General features: G+C 72.2%; 12 protein-coding genes and 1 pseudogene. 8 read left to right on the top strand and 5 right to left on the bottom strand.

The genetic code is table 11. The annotated features are described in order from the left end of the window. Positions 1-700 precede the first annotated feature (700 nt). From ACIA5D_RS22840 to ACIA5D_RS22830, 3 genes are all read right to left on the bottom strand, one after another. Positions 701-2,209 carry an MFS transporter gene (locus tag ACIA5D_RS22840; protein ID WP_396032161.1) on the bottom strand — a complete coding sequence of 503 codons (1,509 nt, stop codon included), beginning with the start codon at positions 2,207-2,209 and terminating at the stop codon, positions 701-703. Between the two features lie 74 nt (positions 2,210-2,283). Next, positions 2,284-2,892 carry a TetR/AcrR family transcriptional regulator gene (locus ACIA5D_RS22835; RefSeq protein WP_396032160.1) on the bottom strand — a complete coding sequence of 203 codons (609 nt, stop codon included), beginning with the start codon at positions 2,890-2,892 and terminating at the stop codon, positions 2,284-2,286. 126 nt (positions 2,893-3,018) lie between these two features. Further along, positions 3,019-3,630, bottom strand: coding sequence for a TetR/AcrR family transcriptional regulator (locus tag ACIA5D_RS22830; RefSeq protein WP_396032159.1), 612 nt, complete (start codon positions 3,628-3,630; stop codon positions 3,019-3,021). Here ACIA5D_RS22830 and ACIA5D_RS22825 point away from each other — a divergent pair. The 4 genes and pseudogenes from ACIA5D_RS22825 to ACIA5D_RS22810 all read left to right on the top strand — a co-directional run. After that, positions 3,629-4,679 (top strand): annotated as a pseudogene (locus ACIA5D_RS22825) (FAD-dependent monooxygenase); the annotation flags it as partial. The gene ACIA5D_RS22830 and the pseudogene ACIA5D_RS22825 overlap by 2 nt on opposite strands. A 78-nt stretch (positions 4,680-4,757) precedes the next feature. Further along, positions 4,758-5,234 carry a hypothetical protein gene (locus tag ACIA5D_RS22820; RefSeq protein ID WP_396032200.1) on the top strand — a complete coding sequence of 159 codons (477 nt, stop codon included), beginning with the start codon at positions 4,758-4,760 and terminating at the stop codon, positions 5,232-5,234. Between the two features lie 74 nt (positions 5,235-5,308). After that, entirely contained in the window at positions 5,309-7,630 is a 2,322-nt protein-coding gene (locus ACIA5D_RS22815; protein ID WP_396032158.1) for a putative bifunctional diguanylate cyclase/phosphodiesterase, read from the top strand. Between the two features lie 41 nt (positions 7,631-7,671). Next, positions 7,672-8,670, top strand: coding sequence for a TSUP family transporter (locus tag ACIA5D_RS22810; protein WP_396032157.1), 999 nt, complete (start codon positions 7,672-7,674; stop codon positions 8,668-8,670). Between the two features lie 42 nt (positions 8,671-8,712). On the opposite strand, the gene ACIA5D_RS22805 is transcribed toward ACIA5D_RS22810, so the two are convergent. Together ACIA5D_RS22805 and ACIA5D_RS22800 are read right to left on the bottom strand one after the other, a co-directional pair. After that, positions 8,713-9,879, bottom strand: coding sequence for a sensor histidine kinase (locus ACIA5D_RS22805; RefSeq protein WP_396032156.1), 1,167 nt, complete (start codon positions 9,877-9,879; stop codon positions 8,713-8,715). A gap of 23 nt (positions 9,880-9,902) precedes the next feature. After that, positions 9,903-10,550: a response regulator transcription factor gene (locus ACIA5D_RS22800; protein ID WP_396032155.1), complete on the bottom strand. Its 648-nt coding sequence runs from the start codon at positions 10,548-10,550 to the stop codon at positions 9,903-9,905. 86 nt (positions 10,551-10,636) lie between these two features. On the opposite strand from ACIA5D_RS22800, the gene ACIA5D_RS22795 reads away from it, so the two are divergent. From ACIA5D_RS22795 to ACIA5D_RS22780, 4 genes are read left to right on the top strand one after another with little or no spacing between them, the layout of a single operon-like run. Further along, positions 10,637-11,284, top strand: a complete 648-nt coding sequence (locus ACIA5D_RS22795; protein ID WP_396032154.1) for a hypothetical protein — start codon at positions 10,637-10,639, stop codon at positions 11,282-11,284. Continuing rightward, positions 11,277-12,365: a peptidoglycan-binding protein gene (locus tag ACIA5D_RS22790; protein WP_396032153.1), complete on the top strand. Its 1,089-nt coding sequence runs from the start codon at positions 11,277-11,279 to the stop codon at positions 12,363-12,365. Before ACIA5D_RS22795 ends, ACIA5D_RS22790 begins: the two co-directional genes overlap by 8 nt. After that, positions 12,362-13,051: an ABC transporter ATP-binding protein gene (locus tag ACIA5D_RS22785; protein ID WP_396032152.1), complete on the top strand. Its 690-nt coding sequence runs from the start codon at positions 12,362-12,364 to the stop codon at positions 13,049-13,051. Before ACIA5D_RS22790 ends, ACIA5D_RS22785 begins: the two co-directional genes overlap by 4 nt. Next, complete coding sequence (locus ACIA5D_RS22780) at positions 13,051-14,232, top strand: ABC transporter permease (RefSeq protein ID WP_396032151.1); 1,182 nt, start codon at positions 13,051-13,053, stop codon at positions 14,230-14,232. The genes ACIA5D_RS22785 and ACIA5D_RS22780 overlap by 1 nt, the downstream gene beginning before the upstream one ends. Positions 14,233-14,238: the final 6 nt, after the last annotated feature.

Raw genomic sequence — 14,238 nt, 5'->3', positions numbered from 1 at the left:
GCACCCTATCGCGCCGCTATTCTCCGGCAGCCGAAGCGTTCCGCCGCGAGCACGCCCGACACCGCGCATGGGGCCTCGCCCAACGGCACGCCAGCAAGCTACGCCACCTGCACGACAACGACCCGGGCCCGGCGCCGACGCCGACCGATCCCGCTCAAACAGACCGGGCATGCGCGCCGCCACCGGCGCTGCCCTCCCTCGCTGAGCCGGGCCTCACCTCGGCCGATGAGCAGACACCACCCGCGCCGGGTGAGCAGGTGCGCCGCCCAGCGCGTGAGCAGGCATCTCACCCAGAGCACCCCGGCTCGGAAGCGACACCGCAGCCCGACACCGAACCAACACCACCCAAAACGCCGCCCGCGCGACCAGACACCACACCGCGCACGACACACGCGGTATTCAAGCGGCCGGCGCACCATTCAGCCCGCGGCATTCACAACCGATTTCCGCGACGGCAAACACTATTTCGCGGCGTTCCCACCAACGATGTCCGACACCGACCGGATAAGCATATGCCAGCCCGGCGCAATCGGTTCGACCGCCACCATTCGGGCTCAGCTGCACACGCGCCGCCCCGGCGAACTAAGCCCGACGCCACAACGACACGACCCGGGAAGGGCCGCGCAGCAACGGCGCGACCCCGGAAGGGCCGCGCCGTCGAGCACATCAAACCACCGTGCGAACCAGGCCGCCGTGCGGATCAGACTGCCACGGGCACCGCGTCTGTTGACGTGACCTCCTGGCGGCTGGCCTTGACCAGCACCAGCGCGATCACCGCCGCCACGCCGAGCACTGCTGCGCTCACCCAGAAGGCGACCGTGTAGCCGTGGACCGTTGCCGCCCCCTGCAGGGCCGGCAGCTGTGCCGGGTCCGAGGTGGCGTGGTCGACGATGTAGCCCGCCACCGCCGAGGTGAAGATGGTGTTCAGCAGGGCCGTGCCCAGCGAGCCGCCGATCTGCTGGGTTGTGTTGATCAGGGCGCTGGCCACGCCGGCGTCGTGGTCGGCCACGCCTACCAGGGCCGTGTTGGACATCGGGCCGAAGACCACGCCGATGCCGAAGCTGATGATCAGCTCGGCGGGGAGGACGTGCGACCAGAAGCCGGTGTCCAGGCCGATGCGGGTCAGCAGGACCATGCCCGCGGCGGCCAGCAGCATGCCGGCGAAGATCAGGATGCGCGGGCCCACCCGGGTGAGCATCTGGGCCGAGAAGCCGGCGCCGAGGATGATGCCGAGCGTGAAGGGCAGGAACGCCACGCCGGTCTCGAGCGCGGAATAGCCCAGGGTCAGCTGCAGGTAGTAGGTGAGGAACAGGAACACGCCGAACATTCCGGCGCCCAGCAGCAGCGCGGAGAGGTACGAGCCGCCGCGGTTGCGGTCGAGGATCACCCGCATCGGCAGCAGCGGGTGCGAGGAGCGCAGCTCGATCACCACGAAGGCGACCAGCAGGACCGCCGCGGCGACCAGGAAGCTGATCGTGGTGGCCGAGTCCCAGCCGTCGCTCGCGGCCTTGGTGAAGCCGTAGACCAGCGCGACCAGGCCGCCGGTCGAGGTCACCGCGCCGGGCAGGTCGTAGCGGGTGTTGCCCTCGGCGCGGCTCTCGCCGACGAAGCGGGCCGCCGCCACCGCGGCGATGATCGCGATGGGGGTGCTGACCAGCAGGGTCCAGCGCCACGAGGCGTACTCGGTGAGGACGCCACCCATCAGCAGGCCGATCGCGCCGCCGCCACCGGCGATGGCGCCGTAGACGCCGAATGCCCGCGCCCGCTCCTTCGCCTCGGTGAAGGTGACCGTCAGCAGCGACAGCGCGGCCGGGGCCATGAGCGCGCCGAACGCGCCCTGCAGGGCCCGGGCGGCGAACAGGGTTTCGGCGTTCTGGGCGAGGCCGCCGAGCGCGGACGCCGCGGCGAAGCCGAGCAGGCCGATGATGAAGGCGCGCTTGCGGCCGGTGAAGTCGGCGATCCGGCCGCCGAGCAGCAGCAGGCCGCCGAAGGCCAGGGTGTAGGCGGTGATCATCCACTGCCGGTTGGCGTCGCTGATGCCCAGGTCGGCCTGGGCCGTGGGCAGGGCGATGTTGACGATTGTCGCGTCGAGCACGATGAGAAGCTGCGAGACGGCGATGACCGCCAGCGCCAGCCACCGAGATCCCGATTTTTCGGGAATATCCGGCGGGCTGGAGGCGCGAGAGGTCGAGGAAGTGGAAATGGACACGGGAATCCCCCTAAAAAGGGCGTGCGGAGATCGCCCACGGACGCACGAACGCGGGCCGGATTAGGAAGCGGAATCTAGGGCCGCGGCTCCCGAGTGAGCAGCGGCAGGATGATGTCGTCGACGAGGTGCGCGATGAACGCCTCGTCCAGCGTCACGCCCAGCGCGAAGCAGTGCATGAAGAGGACGGCAGGAACGATCTCGTCGATCAGCCGGGCGTCGTACCCGAGCCTGATCTCGCCTCGCTCGGCGGCCCGTGCGCAGATGGCTTCCGCGAACGGCACCTTGGACTCCCGCATGGCGCGCAGCTCCGCGGCCAGGTCGGGATCGGTGCGCATGGCCATGAACAGCCCGGCGAGCAGCGGCCCCTCGGAACCACTGATGCTCTGGCCGATCTGGCCGAACCACGCCACCAGGTCGCCACGAAGGCTTCCGGTGTCGCGGGGCGGCGGCTCATCGGCCTTGCAACATTGGACGGCGTCGACGACCAGGCCGGCCTTGGTGGGCCAGTGCCGGTACAGGGTCGCCTTGCTCGCCTGGGCCCGCGCGGCGACCGCGTCGACGCGTAGTCCCTGGTAGCCCGTCTCGCCGAGCAGGTCGAAGGCGGCGCGCAGGATCACCTGCTCACGCTCGCCGTCGAGTTTGCGGGAACGTCCGGCGGCGCCGACGGTCGTCTGCTCAGCCATGCCATCCCCCCGTTCTGACAGCCATGCGAAACGAAACTGTTTCGTACACTAGCGCTCCCGACTCCCGATGGCGATCTCCGCAGCCGATTGTGACCCAGCCAACGGCAACGGCGCCTCTCCGGATAGTCATGCCCGGGACGCCGCCGCGACCGCCTCGTTCCAGGCGGCCACGATCCGGGCGCGTTGCCCGGCGCGGAACGAGTCGGCCGGCTCGCCGCCCATGATCCGCCGGGCCGACTCGGCGTAGCGGACCCGCACCGCCGCCAGCACCAGCGCCGCCGTCATCTCCGGATGCGGCTCGCCGGCCTCGGCGAACAGGCGGGCCATCAGCGCCTCGATCTCCTCGAGCACCTCCCGCACCCGGGCCCGCAGCGCCGTCGAGCCGAGCACGACCCGCCAGAACACGCCCATGTCGTCGTGCATGCCGGCCAGCGGGTGCCGCGCGTCGAACAGTCCCACCCACAGGTCGCGCAGCGCGTCGGGAGCGGTCACTCCCGGCTGCCGGTCCCGCACCGCCGAGGTGATCATCTCGATCAACTGCGGCATCCGGTCGAAGAACAGCTCCTCCTTGCGGGGGAAGTAGTTGAAGACCGTCATCTTGGACACGCCGGCGGCCTCGGCGATCTCGGCGACGCTCACCTCGTCGAAGCCGCGCTCGAAGAACAGCATCGTGGCGATCCCGGAGATCCGCTCCCGGACCTGCTGTTTCTTGCGCTCACGGAGCCCCGGCGTCGTCATGGCGAAAATCATATACTTGATAAAAAGTTTGACCGGGTACAAGATTGGGGTCATGACCTACGACGTGGTGGTGGCGGGCGCCGGCCCGGTTGGACTGATGGTGGCGAGCGAGCTGGCCCTGCGGGGCGTGCGTGTGCTGGTGGCCGAGCGGCTCCCCGAGCCCGACCTGACGATCAAGGCGGGCGCGGTCAACATCCCGACCGCCGAGGCGCTCGACCGCCGTGGCCTGCTCCCCCAGATGCGCGCGGCCCAGGAGGCAGCGCTCGAGCGGATGCGTCAGTTCCGCGGCGGCGCGGGCGGTGGGAACATGCCCCGATTCGTCGGTCACTTCGGCGGTGTCTGGCTGAGCGCCGACCACCTCGACCCCGAGGACCCGTCCTGGCGCGAGCGCGGTCCCGCCGCCGAGGTGCAGATGATCGGCCAGGCCGAGATCGAGCGCCTGCTCGCCGAGCACGCGACCGCGCTGGGCGCGGAGATCCGGCGAGGGGTCACGCTCACTGCGTTTTCCGACGGCGATGATTCCGTACGCGTAGAGCTCGGCGACGAAAGCATCGAGGCCCGCTGGCTCGTCGGCTGCGACGGCGGCCGGAGCGTGGTGCGCAAGCTCGCCGGGTTCGAGTTCCCCGGCACCGACCCGATCATCACCGGTCACCAGGCGATCGTCGAGATGAGCGGCGCCGAGGAGCTACGGCGCGGCTGGAACGTCACGGAGACCGGCGTCTACGTGCACGGACCGGTCCCCGGGCGGATCCTCACCGTGGAGTTCGACGGGCCGCCCGCCGACCGCGACACCCCGATCACCGCGGCCGAGCTCGAGGCGAGCATCCGCGCCACCAGCGGCGTCGACGTGACGGTCGAGCGGATCCTGACCGCCACCCGGTTCACCGACAATGCCCGCCACCTACCGCCGCGGCCGGGTGCTGCTCGCCGGCGACGCGGCCCACGTGCACTCGCCGTTCGGCGGGCAGGGCCTCAACCTCGGCATCGGCGACGCCATGAACCTCGGGTGGAAGCTGGCGGCCGAGATCCAGGGCTGGGCATCGGCCGGGCTGCTCGACACGTACACCTCGGAGCGGCACCCGATCGGGGCATGGGTCCTCGACTGGACCCGCGCGCAGATCGCGATCATGAAGCCCGAGCCGTACGCCCGCGCGCTGCGCGGCGTCCTCGCCGACCTGGCCGTCACCACCGACGGCGCCACGTACCTGGCGAGCAGCATCGCGGGCCTGCGCCAGCGCTACGACCTCGGCGGCGGGAACCCGCTGGTCGGCCGCAGCGCGCCCGAGCTCACCATGGCCGACGGCAGCCGCCTCGCCGACCACCTGCACCACGGCGCCGGCGTCCTGGTCCGCCCGACCGGGTCGGCGTCCTCGCCCGCGACCGATCCCTCCCGGGCCGCCGATCCCACGTCGGCCGGCCCCTCGCTCACCTCGGCCGGCCCCTCCGCGCTCGAGCGGCTGCGGGTGGTCGAAGCCGACGCGCCCGGCATGCTCGTGCGGCCCGACGGCGTGGTCGCCTGGGTCGAGGGCGACGGCGACCTCGGCGACGCGCTGCGGCGCTGGTTCGGCGACGTGCGCGTCGAAGCGGTTGCGGCGATGGTCTGATCTATCGGGTGCGGCACCAGAACCGCACCCGACGCACTCCTCATCCGGGCCGCGGCGGCACCGAAGTGACAACCATGCCCGCTGTCTCCATCCTCCGCCGGCCCGGCGGCGTGGTCGCTCTCGCGCTCGCGCTGTTCGTCTTCGAGACATTCTGGGTGCTCGCCGGATGGTGGCACGAGTGGCCCTACCCGATCATCGGGTGGCCCCCGGTCATCACGTTGTCCGCGCTGGCCTCGTACGCGTGCTGGCGCGTCACCCGCCGCCCGGATCTCGCCGCGGCAACCCGCCGGTTCTGGCGCTCGCTCGCGCTGGCCTGCGGTGTGCTGGCGATCGGCGAGATCACCAACCTGCACGACGCCCTCGGCGGCCCCGAACCGACCCAGTACATCAGCCCGCTCAGCATGGGCCTACTGCTCGTGGTGGTGCTCGTGATGATCTGGGCGCTGCTGCGGCTGCCGGCCTGGCACCGCACCCTCGGCGACTGGGCCCGGTTCGGGCTCGACGCGGGCGTGCTCGTGATCACCAGCGGCGGCCTGCTGTGGCGCTACTGGATGAGCGTCGACGGCCAGTGGACCTCGCAGAACACCGCCATGCTCGCGCTCTGCGGGCTCGCCCTGATCGCCATGATCGCCATCGTCAAGGTGGCGTTCGCGGGCGCCGGCGAGCTCGACCGCCGGGCGCTGCACCTGCTCTCGGCCGGCGTGCTGCTCTCCGCGGCGAGCGGCGTGCTGGCGCCCGCGCTGGCCGAGCGGCCGTACCTCAACGCCGCGTTCGTCGCCGGCCCGCTCGCGTCGCTGTTCACTGTCATCGCCGCCGAGCGGCAGCGCCGCGCCGTGGCCACGGCGGCCACCACGAGCGCGATGGCGCCGCGGATCAGCGTCCTGCCCTACCTCGCCGTGGCCGGGATGAGCGCCGTCCTGATCGCCGCGGAGGCCGACGACGGCGGCGATCAGTTCGGCACCGCCCTCTGCGTGGCCGCGCTCACCGCGCTCGTGGTGATCCGGCAGGTCAGCGCGCTGCGCGACAACCGGCGCCTGCTCGAGACCGTCGACGCCAATCTGGCCCGGCTGCAGAACTATCAGGCCGAGCTCGACCACGAGATCAGCCACGACGCGCTCACCGGCATCGCGAACCGGTCGTTGTTCGCCGATGAGGTCACCGCGCGGCTCGCGCGCGGCGAGCAGTTCCACGTCGTCCTGCTCGACCTCGACGACTTCAAGGTGATCAACGACCGGATGGGGCACGGCATGGGCGACGCCCTGCTCCGGGCGGTCACCTCGCGCCTGCACGAGAAGCTGGGCCCGGCCGACTTCGTGGCCCGGCAGGGTGGCGACGAGTTCACGCTGCTGCTGTCCGGTTTCGACGCCGACCGCCTGGGCGGCCTCCTTCGCGACCTGCTCGAGCGGGTGCAGGAGCCGCTGTGCCTCAACGGTCAGGACCTCGCGCCCCGGGTCAGCATCGGTGTGACCGCGGCCCGTGCGGGCGACACTCCGGAGGAGCTGATCCGCCGCGCCGACGTGGCGATGTACGCCGCCAAGAACACCGGCGGCGGCCGCTGCACCTGGTTCGACCCGATCATGGACCAGATCGCCGACGCGGACGCCCGGCTCGCCGCCGACCTGCGCCAGGCCATCGCCCGCGACGAGCTGTTCGTGCTCTACCAGCCGATCGTCGAGCTGCCGCACGGCCGGCTCGCCGGGGTGGAGGCGCTGATCCGCTGGCGGCACCCCACGCAGGGCCTGGTCTCGCCGGGCGTGTTCATCCCGCTCGCCGAGCGCAACGGCTACATCGTCGAGCTGGGCCGCTGGGTGCTGCGCGAGGTCGTGCGGCAGGCGCGGGAGTGGGAGCTGACCTACGGCGACGACGCCCCCGAGAAGGTGAGCGTGAACATCTCGGCCCGTCAGCTGCGCGAGCCGGGTTTCCCCGCCGAGGTGGCCGAGCTGCTGCACAGCTCCGGCCTGACGCGCCACCGCCTGGTCGCGGAAGTCACCGAGACTGCCGTGCTGGGCACGGGAGAGGCGCTCGATGCCGTACGGGCATTGCACGCGCTCGGCCTGCGCGTGGCTCTCGACGACTTCGGCACCGGCCAGTCCTCGCTGAGCCTGCTGGTCGACTGCCCCGTCAAGATCCTGAAGGTCGACAAGAGCTTCGTCGACGGCGTGACCGGCGCCTCGGCGCAAGCGGTGATCGTCGACGGCCTCATCGGCATCTGCGAGGGCCTGAGGATCGAGGCCGTTGCCGAGGGCGTCGAGACGGCGGACCAGGCGTATCGACTGCACAAGATGGGGTACCGATTCGCCCAGGGTTTCCACTTCGCGAGGCCCATGCCCGGCCCCGATATCGCCCTCCTTTTGGCTGTCATCCCAGCTAGTAGGAAAGTCGACAATCTCCACTGATTTAGTGGACAAGGTGGGGGTTCCTCGGCGAGACTCGCCCGATGGATCTCACCCTGGCGCTGGCCGGTCTGGGCGTAGGCATCATCGTCGGCCTGACCGGAATGGGCGGCGGCGCCCTGATGACACCCATCCTGGTGCTGGTCTTCGGCGTGCCGCCGATCGCCGCGGTCTCCAGCGACCTGGCCGCCAGCGCGGTGATGAAGCCCTTCGGCGGTTTCGTCCACGCGAGGCGCGGCACGGTGAACTGGCAGATGGTCGCCTGGCTGTGCGCCGGCAGCGTGCCGGCGGCCTTCCTGGGTGTGCTCCTGCTGCGCCGACTGGGCGACGACGAGAGCGTCCAGCAGACGATCCGCATCTGCCTCGGGGTGGCCCTGGTCCTGGCCGCGGCCGGCCTCCTGATCAAGTCATGGACGTCCCGCCGCCGCCCCGCGTCGTCGGCCCCCGCTCCCCAGATCAAGGTAAAGCCCCTGCCCACGCTCCTGCTGGGCGCCGTGGGCGGCCTGATCGTGGGCCTGACCTCGGTGGGCTCCGGCTCCCTGATCATCGTGGTGCTGCTGGCGATGTACCCCAAGCTGCGCGCCAACGACCTGGTCGGCACCGACCTGGTCCAGGCCATTCCCCTGGTCACGTCCGCGGCCCTGGGCCACGCCCTGTTCGGCGACCTCAAGCTGGATCTGGCCGCCGCGGTCCTGATCGGTTCGGTCCCCGGCGTCCTGATCGGCTCCCGCATCTCGTCCCGCGCCCCGGCGGGGTTGGTGCGCTCGGCCCTGGTGATCGTGTTGCTGGCCAGCGCCCTCAAACTTTTCAACGTCCCCACCGCCGCCGTCGGCATCATCTCGGGCGTGGCAGTCCTGGTCGCGGTCGTCCTCGGGGTAGCCAACAAGCTCCGCCCCGCCACGACGCCCGCGCCCGCCGAGCTTCCGCCGGCGGAGCTCGCGTCCGAGGCCCCGCCGTCCAGCGAAGCGCACAGGTCCGGCGCGCCACAGCGAGCAAGCGCGACACATTCGGCCGGCACGCCGCAGCCGGCCAACATGCCTTAGCGCGCCTCCTAGATCATCGATCTGAACGGGCGCTGATGGGGGTCAGCAGGAGCGAGCGGGCAGGCTGACGGTCACGGTCAGCCCGCCGCCCGGGCGAGCCCCGGCCTTCGCCTGCCCGCCGTGCGCAGTGGCGATCGAGGCGACGATCGCCAGCCCGAGCCCGAATCCGCCGTCGCCGGTTCGGTCATGCAGACGCCGGAAGGGCTCGAACAGCTTGCCGACGACGTTGGTGGCGACGACCGGGCCGGTGTTGGACACCGTCAGCACCGCCCGTGACTCGACGGTCTCGGTGCTGACCCAGATCGCGCCACCGGGGACGTTGTAGCGCAGCGCGTTGTCGACCAGGTTGGCCGCGAGCCGCTCGAGGAGGATCGGGTCGCCGCTGGTCGGCGCGGGGGCCAGCGCCGCGTGCAGCCGCGGTGCGCCGGAGCCGTTCCCGGCGGCGTCGATCGCGTCCTCCGTGACCGTGGCCAGGTCGACCTCCTCGCGGTCGAACTGGCCGCGGTCGGTACGCGCGAGCGTCAGCAGCGCGTCGATGAGCGCCTGGGCGTGCCAGACCCCGGCCCGCACGTCGTGGCCCATGCCGATCAGCTCGTCCCGGGTCGGCTCGGGCTTGGCCAGCACCACGTCGACGCTGGCCCGCATGACGGTCAGCGGCGTGCGCAGCTCGTGGCCCGCGTTGGCGATGAACCGCCGCTGGCTCTCGAAGGCCGTATGCAGCCGGTCCAGCATCGCGTCGAACGTGTCGGCCAGCTCGCGCAACTCGTCGCGGGGGCCGCTCATCGCCAGCCGGGCGGTGAGATGCTCCTCGGAGGCGTTCCGCGCCGCCTCGGTGATCCGGTGCACCGGCCGCAGCGCCCGGCCGGCGACGATCCAGCCGGCCGCCGTGGCCAGCAGCGTGACACCGACGAGGGTGCCCAGCGAGTACCAGAGCAGGTGGTCGAGGGTCGCCTGGCGCTGGTCGGTCGCCCCCTTGAGGAGGCCCTCCTCGTACGCCGCCTTGCATTTCCGGAGGAACGCGGGCTCGGCCCTCTGGTCGTTCGACGCCTTCGCGCAGCTCTGGAGGAAGTCGGCCGGGGCGGGGGAGTTGGGGTCGGTGTCGCTCCCGCTGGGCTCCTGCAGGTTCGCGGCGAGCAGACCGTAGGTGATCGCCACCAGGATGGCGCCGCACGTCGCGAAGAGCCCGCTGTACAGCAGGGTGAGACGCATGCGGACGGTCAGCCGGGGACGCCTCACATCCGGTACCCCCGTCCGACCACCGTCTCGATCAGCGGTGGCGGGCCGAGCTTGCGCCGCAGCCGGGCCAGCGTCACCGAGACGACGTTGCTGAACGGGTCGGCGTGCGCGTCCCACACGTGCTCCAGCAGTTCCTCGGCGCTGACCACCGCGCCGTCGGCGGCGACCAGCATCTCGAGCACGCCGAACTCCTTGCGGGTCAGCGACAACGCGCGCCCGCCCCGGCCGGCCCGGTGCCGGGCCCGGTCGACGGTCAGGTCGCCCCGGCGGACCAGCGGCGGCGCGGAGGGCGCGCGCCGGGCCAGGGCCCGGACGCGGGCGATCAGCTCGGGGAAGGCGAACGGCTTGCCGAGGTAGTCGTCGGCGCCCAGCTCGAGGCCGTCCACCCGGTCGTCGACCGCCGTCGCCGCGGTCAGCAGCAGGATCCGCACGGCCGCGCCGCCGGCCAGGGCACGACAGACATGATCGCCGTGCACGACCGGCAAGTCCCGGTCCAGCACGACCACGTCGTAGTCGACGGCGGCCACGGCGGTCAGCGCGGCGCCGCCGTCGTGCACGACGTCCACCGCCATACCCGCGTCGCGCAAACCCTCCCCGACCCGTGCGGCCAGGGTGATGTGGTCCTCGACCACCAGCACGCGCATGCCGACATTGTGCCCCGGCGGAGGTGACATCCGTCCGACATGGCGCGTAGCGCTGATGTCACCGCCGACCCGATACACCTGCCGGCATGATGAAGCGCTTACTGATGGCCGTCACGGTCACCGCCGGTTTGATCAGTCTCGCCGCGTGCAGCGCCGAGCCGTCCTCGTCCGAGGTTCCGCGGCTGTCCGCCAGCGGCGGCGCAAGCACCGGCTCGCACGCGGACAACGCGAACGACGACGAGAACCCGAACGCCGTCGCCGGGGACGCCGGCGCCGATCGCCGAACGAAGTTGCACGCCGCCGCGCAGTGCATCAGGCAGCACGGCGCGCCGAACTACCAGGACCCGATCCTGACCTCGGACGGCTACGTCTACACCGACGATGGCGCCCTGCGCAACTTGGACGGCCCGCAGTTGGACGCCGTGACGACCGCCTGCCAGGACCTCATCCACGCGGCGAACTTCTCGATCCGCGATCAGGGACCGCCACCGCCCAAGCTGATCCAGGCCGGCGTCCGGTCGGCTCGGTGCATGCGCGAGCACGGCCTGCCCAACTTCAAGGATCCGACGGTCGACAGCCCCTTCTCGGCGGGCAGGGGGTTCGGCATGGACCCCTCGGCGGCGCCGCCCGGCGGCAAGGAGAGTCCGATTCTGCAGCGGGCGGTCGAGGCGTGCCGGTCGATCCTCGACGACGAGGCCGCGCAGTCCAGCCTCGGGAATCTCGGCAATGCGTAGGCGCGCCGTTCTCACCGGGGCCGCTGCCCTCGCGGTGGCCGGGACCGCCGGGGCGGGCTGGTGGCTGCGGAGCAACCCGGCGACCCCGGCCGCGGCCGGCGTGCCGACCGGCGCCGCCACCGTGACCCGCACCGACCTGTCCACCACCACGGTCGTCACCGGCACCCTGGGCTTCACCGGCACGTATCCGGTCTACTGGCAGGGTTCGGGCGCCCCCGGCACGGTGACCTGGCTGCCGCGGCCCGGCCGGGTGATCGCCCGCGGCCAGCCGGTCTTCGCCGTCGACAACCGGCCCGTGCGGCTCCTCTACGGCGACCGGCCCGCCTGGCGGGAACTGGCGCTGGGCGTCACCGCCGGGCCGGACGTACGCGCCCTGGAGACCAACCTCGTCGCGCTGGGCCACGCCACGGCCGACGACCTGACCGTCGACGGCCGTTTCACCCGGGCGACGTACGCGGCCGTCCGCCGGTGGCAGCGTGCGATCCACCAGCCCGTCACCGGACGGGTCGAGCTCGGCGCCGTCACATTCCAGCCGGGCCGCCTGCGCGTCACCACCGTCGCCGCGCAGGTCGGCGGGCCCGCGACCGGCGACGCCGGCAACCGGTTGCTGGACGCCACCTCCACGAATGCCGCGGTGACCCTCGCCGTGCCGGTCACCGACACCCATCTCGTCCATCTGCACGACGCCGTCACGGTCACCCTCCCGGCCGGCGACACGGTGCCCGGCCGGGTCACCGAGCTGTCCACGGTGGCCACGCAGCCGAGCGAGAACGACCCGGGCCGCGGCAGCCAGCTGCCCACCGTGGCGGCCAGAGTCACCCTCGGCCGCCAGGTGGCCGGGGCCGACCTCGACCAGGCGCCCGTCGAGGTCCACGTGACCAGCGACTCGGTCGAGGATGTCCTCGCCGTGCCGATCACGGCCCTGGTCGCGCTGGCCGGCGGCGGCTACGGCATCTACCTGCTGGACGGCGGCGCCCGGCGGCTGATCGGTGTCACCCCCGGCCTGTTCTCCGAGACCCTTGTCGAGGTCAAGGGCGACGGTCTGAGCGAGGGCGCGACGGTGGAGGTGCCCGCGACATGAGCGACCGTGCACTGGAACTGTCCGGCGTGAGCAAGATCTACCCGCCGCCGACCACGGTCACCGCGCTCACCGGCATCGACCTCGTCGTGGACGCCGGCGAGACGGTGGCCATCACGGGCGCGTCCGGCGCCGGCAAGTCGACGCTGCTGAGCATCCTCGGCACGCTCGAACGACCCACCGATGGCACGGTGCGGATCGCCGGCACCGACACCTCGGCCTTGTCCGACCCGCAGCTGTCCGAGGTTCGCGCGACCCGCCTCGGCTTCGTCTTCCAGCAGTTCTTCCTCCTCGAGCACCTCAGCGTGCTCGACAACGTCGCGACCGGCCTGCTGTATCGGGGGGTGCCGGCCCGGGTCCGGCGCGAGCGGGCCGCCGAGGCGCTGTACGAGGTGGGGCTGGCGAGCCGGATCCGGCATCGCGCCGGCCACCTGTCCGGCGGGGAGAGGCAGCGCGTCGCCATCGCCCGGGCCATCGTCGGGCGGCCGGCCGTGCTGCTCGCCGACGAGCCCACCGGCAACCTCGACTCGACCACCGGCGGCGGGATCACCGAGCTGCTCTCCGGCCTGGCCGGCGACGGGACCACGGTCGTGCTGATCACCCACAATGCCGATGTGGCCACCGCCATGCGCCGCCAGGTCTACTTGCGCGACGGCCGGATCGTCGCCGACACCGGGGGTGATCGGTGATGTCCCGCCTGCGCCTCCCCGACGCGATCGCCGTGGCCGCCGTGGGTCTGCGGGCCCGCCGGATCCGTACGGCGCTGACCGCCCTCGGCATCGCCATCGCCGTCGCCGCCGTGGTCGCCGTGCTCGGCATCGCCGAGTCCGCCAAGGCCGATCTGCTCACCCAGCTCGGCGAGCAGGGCAACCTGCTCACCGTCGCCTCGGCGGAATCCATCAACGGCCGGACCCTGCCGCTTCCGGTCACCGCCGCGCCGATGATCGCGCGGATTCCGCCGGTGCGGACGGTCACTGCCGTCGGCTCCATCGACAACGTCGCCGTACGCCGCAGCCGGGCCATCCCGCCCGAGCAGACCGGCGGCATGAACGTGCTCGCCGCCCAGGACTCCCTCCCCGCGACCATGTCGGCGCACATGCTGCTCGGCCGCTACCTCGACGCGACCGCCGAGCGCTATCCCGTCGCGGTGCTCGGGTACGAGGCCGCGAAGATCCTCGGCATCGGCTCGCTCGACGCCCCCACCCAGATCCTGCTGGGCAACCACTACTTCACCGTCGCCGGCGTCCTCGCGCCCGTTTCGGTCGCACCGGAGATCGACGTGGCCGCGCTGATCAGCTTCGGCCAGGCCGAACGGGTCTTCGGGCGCGCCGCCGGCCCGAGCCGCATCTACTTGCGGGCCGACCCGGACCAGGTGGCGGCGGTCGCCGCGGTGCTCACCGCGACGACCGTGCCGGACGGCAAGGACGACGTCCAGGTACGCCGGCCGTCCGACCTGCTGGTCGCCCGGATCGCCGCGAAGGGCGCCTTCGTCGGGCTGTTCCTGGGGCTGGGCGGGATCGCCCTGCTCATCGCCGGGGTCGGCGTCGCCAACATCATGGTGATCTCGGTGCTGGAACGGCGCGGCGAGATCGGCCTGCGCCGCGCGCTCGGCGCCCGCCGCCGGCACGTCGCCGCCCAGTTCCTGCTCGAGTCGACCCTGCTCGCGGCGATCGGTGGCCTGCTCGGGATCGGGATCGGGGTGCTGGCAACCGCGGTTGCCGCCCGGCTCGGCGGCAACCCCCTGGCGGTCCCGCCCGCGGCCCTGGCGGCGGGCCTGGGCGCCGCGTTGCTGGTCGGCGCGCTTGCCGGGCTGTACCCGGCCGTCCGAGCTGCCCGGCTGTCCCCGGTGGAGGCGCTACGCACCCTGTGAGATCCG

The organism is Actinoplanes sp. NPDC051513, from assembly GCF_044454685.1.
In the GTDB taxonomy this organism is placed as follows: domain Bacteria; phylum Actinomycetota; class Actinomycetes; order Mycobacteriales; family Micromonosporaceae; genus Actinoplanes.
This window is presented reverse-complemented; position numbering and strand designations above follow the sequence as displayed.

Bases quoted from the DNA above. Each gene is read 5' to 3' on its own strand.
- ACIA5D_RS22780 (WP_396032151.1), top strand. From the start codon at position 13,051: ATGTCCCGCCTGCGCCTCCCCGACGCGATCGCCGTGGCCGCCGTGGGT.
- ACIA5D_RS22795 (WP_396032154.1), top strand. From the start codon at position 10,637: ATGATGAAGCGCTTACTGATGGCCGTCACGGTCACCGCCGGTTTGATC.
- ACIA5D_RS22835 (WP_396032160.1), bottom strand. From the start codon at position 2,892: ATGGCTGAGCAGACGACCGTCGGCGCCGCCGGACGTTCCCGCAAACTC.
- ACIA5D_RS22810 (WP_396032157.1), top strand. From the start codon at position 7,672: ATGGATCTCACCCTGGCGCTGGCCGGTCTGGGCGTAGGCATCATCGTC.
- ACIA5D_RS22790 (WP_396032153.1), top strand. From the start codon at position 11,277: ATGCGTAGGCGCGCCGTTCTCACCGGGGCCGCTGCCCTCGCGGTGGCC.
- ACIA5D_RS22805 (WP_396032156.1), bottom strand. From the start codon at position 9,879: ATGCGTCTCACCCTGCTGTACAGCGGGCTCTTCGCGACGTGCGGCGCC.
- ACIA5D_RS22815 (WP_396032158.1), top strand. From the start codon at position 5,309: ATGCCCGCTGTCTCCATCCTCCGCCGGCCCGGCGGCGTGGTCGCTCTC.
- ACIA5D_RS22785 (WP_396032152.1), top strand. From the start codon at position 12,362: ATGAGCGACCGTGCACTGGAACTGTCCGGCGTGAGCAAGATCTACCCG.
- ACIA5D_RS22830 (WP_396032159.1), bottom strand. From the start codon at position 3,630: ATGACGACGCCGGGGCTCCGTGAGCGCAAGAAACAGCAGGTCCGGGAG.
- ACIA5D_RS22820 (WP_396032200.1), top strand. From the start codon at position 4,758: ATGAAGCCCGAGCCGTACGCCCGCGCGCTGCGCGGCGTCCTCGCCGAC.
- ACIA5D_RS22800 (WP_396032155.1), bottom strand. From the start codon at position 10,550: ATGCGCGTGCTGGTGGTCGAGGACCACATCACCCTGGCCGCACGGGTC.